A 3190-nucleotide genomic window follows, 5' to 3' on the forward strand; every position below is an offset into this window, starting at 1 on the left:
ACTCCCATCATTGCACCGTCCACAGACTGACGGTCACGCACATTACCAATGTAAAATTTTACTTTGGGATTTTGCAGGTGATGACGCATGTCATCCTGTTTTTTCTCGTCACGGCTAAAAATACGGATTTCCTTGATGTCACTATCAAGAAAACGACGCAATACAGCGTTACCAAAAGATCCGGTGCCTCCGGTGATTAATAAAACTTTGTCCTTGAATATAGACATAACTCACTAATATTTTTCCTATTTTCTAATTCTTTTATCCAATCCCAATAGTTGATAAAGTCTAATACCAATCTTAAATGCCCAGGCATTATTCTTATAGTGCAAGTATTTTTTCGGCAATTTATGATATGACATTAGTTCTTCCTTACTAATAGCCAGTTTCTCTGCCACTTCATCAAACATCTTTTTACACTCCTCATCAGAAGCAGGAGGATTCTTTAAAATTTCAAGAGCTTCTTCACGGCTCATTTGCCCTGTAATAATCAAACTTGATAATTGCGCCCTACGAATATCATAGCCAAACCGAGTAGGAAGCCACCAAGCCTCCAGAAACTTAGTAAGCAAATCCTCAAAATGTTTTTGCCCATAAGGTTGATAATCATATTCACGTTGAAGGGTTGCCAACATTTCAGCTTTTGTAAAAGGAACATAATTTAGGAGTTGCAACGTCTTTACTCCTTTTATGTATGGAAGAACAAATTTATGTTTAAAACCTGTAGTATAAATATAATTCTTAGTCTTCACATTGCCGTGCTTTTTTAATACATCCTTTACATAGGTTTTATCTGCTGTAGGCCCTGCACCATCAAACCAAGAGTCTGGGTCAGCAACAATTTCAGTACAAATATTATAACCATTCAAAATGTATTTCACACCCAATTCTTCCGAATATTTATCTATTTGAGCAATGAAAGCATGGTCTTGAGGAACATCCAACCCGGCATGTCCGGTCTTGAAAAATGCAATCTGCATCTGCTTCAACTCTTCAAAATCCAACTTCTGAATATGAAGATGGACATTCAGTTTATCACAGAGCTTTTTAATATTCTCTTCTGCTACAGGCAGATTCCATCCGGCATCAATATGAAACACAAAGGGACGAAGCCCCCACTCTTTGACTGCAAGATGCAGCATATAACAACTATCCAATCCACCACTCAGTCCTAAAATACAATCGTATTTTTTACCTTTTCCTGAGATTCTTACTTGCTCCAAAATGGCTTTCAATTCAGCTTCGTGGCCTTTGCCATGGTTCCACCAAGGTAATATATGTTGTTCATACTCTTGGCATCTGTCACATACACCATTTTCATCAAAAGTCAGATTAGAATCAGTCGTATCCATTACACAATGGGTACATACTTGGTAATTTTTATCCATACTCTTTTCTACTTTAACAAAGTATCATACAATTTTATATAATCTTCAAAGCGTTCATTTTTATCATAATATTTAACAGCTCGTTTTCGACATATATGATGATAAACTTCTTTTCCTCGCTTTACTATTTCAGCTACAGCCCTCTTTATGCCTTTTATATCCCCTTTTTCTACAATATATCCAGTTTCATCTGATACAGACTCAACACTTCCGCCAGTCCGATATGTAATGACAGGTGTTCCACAAGCTAAAGATTCTAGATTTGTTGTTGGAAATGTATCTTCCCAAGTTGGGTTAATAAAGACAGAAGCTAAAGTGTACAAAGTAGCTAATTGAGTAACATTTTCAGTTCTCTCAATTCCAATTATGCCATCGGGGATTTCCTTCAGCTGCGTTTTTGATAATCCTACTAAAACAATAACCCAATCTTCAGAAATCATGTTATACAATTGAACGAAATCCTCAAGCCCCTTGCGTTTATCCCAAATACTAGCTACTCCTAATAAAACACTAGTTTGCTCTGCTAATCCCAATTTATTTCTCATGGCACATACACTCTGCAAGGATTGAGGAGAAAAAAGTTTTAGATCAATTCCATTTTGAATTACATTTATTGGATAATTTTTCAAGAATGATTTCTTTACAATCATTCCTAGCCACTGTGATACCGGCACAATAGTCAAATTTTCCATAGATGTAAACAACTTTTTTTTTAGTTCATAATTTTTAAAAGACCTATCTATTAATACACTTCCAGGATATATTTTCTTTTGTACGCAAGTCTCACAATGCGTCAACCATTTCTCACATCCGACATAGTCAAAATGAGCACAATGCCCAGTCATTGACCAACAGTCATGAAAAACCCATACCACAGGTGTAGAAATAGAAGATAAATACTTAAATAAAACCTCCATATTCAAAAAATACCCATGAATGTGATGAAGTTGAATAATATCAGGATGAATTTCCTCAATCTGTTGTATTAATCTTCTAGTGGCTCGAGTAGAGTGAAGACAATGAGTATCAAACAAACGTGTCATAATTCCATGCCAATACACATCCCATTTTGTACCTATTTTAATAGTCATAGATTGACTAGGCAAATGATTACGAGCATAAGTTATATAACTCTTCCAACCATGTGCAAGAGCTACTTGCCCTATTTGTTCAGCAATACGTCCTACAGAACCAGAATTCACCTCTATACTAATTTGAAGAAGAGTAAGCATAAAGATTAAAACTATTTTAGGGATAAATCATCTGTTATATAATTATAATTTCTATTAGGAATATTCCAATTCTTGCCATATCGTAAAGTCAAATATTCATTCACATCAATTGGAACTTTAAAATACTCATCATAAAAGAGAATATCTTTTGTATTCGACAACAAATAGGCAGGAATTACAATCTTACGAATTTTAGGTTTAGATTTAGCTATAAGTAAATCCTGCAAAAAAGCCCCACCTAAATAGTTCATAAACGAAATTATAAAATAAATAAAATTCACTACTTGACGAGAAAAAGAATGAGAGTTTCTATAAAGAGCAAGTCGTCTTAAACAGTTATAAATTGAATATAATAAATCAGATCCTTCTACTTTTGTCATTGTTGAATTATAAAAAGTACCATTTCGCAAATATGATTTCAAATTTATTTCGCAATTACAACGACGTAGATGAACTGTATTTGCAGTAATAATTACATCAAACCCTACTAAATAGAGCTCTCTTCCTATTGTTTTCGCTAAATGTTTATCAAATAAGAAATCAATTATTGCGATATCAATATCATCATCC

Annotated in this window: 4 protein-coding genes; all 4 read right to left on the reverse strand. The window is 34.2% G+C overall.

From position 1 onward, the window contains the following. Window positions 1–227 (reverse strand): polysaccharide biosynthesis protein (locus tag BWI44_RS06725; RefSeq protein ID WP_286812356.1); only part of this gene is annotated, 227 nt, incomplete at its 3' end. An 18-nt stretch (window positions 228–245) separates the two neighbouring features. Further along, complete coding sequence (locus tag BWI44_RS06730) at window positions 246–1388, reverse strand: N-acetyl sugar amidotransferase (RefSeq protein ID WP_130080527.1); 1143 nt, start codon at window positions 1386–1388, stop codon at window positions 246–248. An 8-nt stretch (window positions 1389–1396) separates the two neighbouring features. Beyond that, on the reverse strand, window positions 1397–2620 hold the full coding sequence (locus BWI44_RS06735) for a glycosyltransferase (protein WP_008663515.1): 1224 nt from the start codon (window positions 2618–2620) through the stop codon (window positions 1397–1399). A gap of 11 nt (window positions 2621–2631) precedes the next feature. Next, a partial coding sequence (locus BWI44_RS06740) for a hypothetical protein (protein ID WP_286812372.1) occupies window positions 2632–3190 on the reverse strand: 559 nt, incomplete at its 5' end.

The organism is Bacteroides sp. Phil13, from assembly GCF_001940965.1.
Lineage (GTDB): Bacteria > Bacteroidota > Bacteroidia > Bacteroidales > Bacteroidaceae > Bacteroides > Bacteroides intestinalis.

What these genes read in the sequence shown, in the direction of transcription:
- BWI44_RS06730 (WP_130080527.1), bottom strand. Translation starts at nt 1,388, where the DNA reads ATGGATAAAAATTACCAAGTATGTACCCATTGTGTAATGGATACGACT.
- BWI44_RS06735 (WP_008663515.1), bottom strand. Translation starts at nt 2,620, where the DNA reads ATGCTTACTCTTCTTCAAATTAGTATAGAGGTGAATTCTGGTTCTGTA.